The following is a 278-nucleotide window of genomic DNA, read 5'->3' on the forward strand; positions in this document are numbered from 1 at the left end:
GTAATGGGTTAAGTGATAACAGATGTCTGGAAATATAGGGGCAAATCCAATAAACAATTGGAATTTACTTCCATTGATCTGTTTACTCAGTGGTTGTCACTTTTATCGAGAAAGGTTTGCAGAACGCGGGTTTTTTTATAAGGTTCCTGATGTACTAAGGGATTATTTATCAGCTATACCGCTGGAAATAAATGAAAAGGCACGATACAAACCCGGCATCGCTAACTATCACAATATCATCACATGTGGTTTTTCAACGTTGTTACCCTATATAAGGC

1 protein-coding gene is annotated in these 278 nt (G+C 37.4%); it reads left to right on the forward strand.

Translation table 11 applies throughout. The annotated features are described in order from the left end of the window. Positions 1–22: 22 nt before the first annotated feature. Positions 23–278: hypothetical protein (locus AC0L24_RS33910; RefSeq protein WP_473565104.1), on the forward strand; the 256-nt coding region annotated here is incomplete at its 3' end.

This window comes from Mesorhizobium sp. WSM4809 (assembly GCF_055811655.1).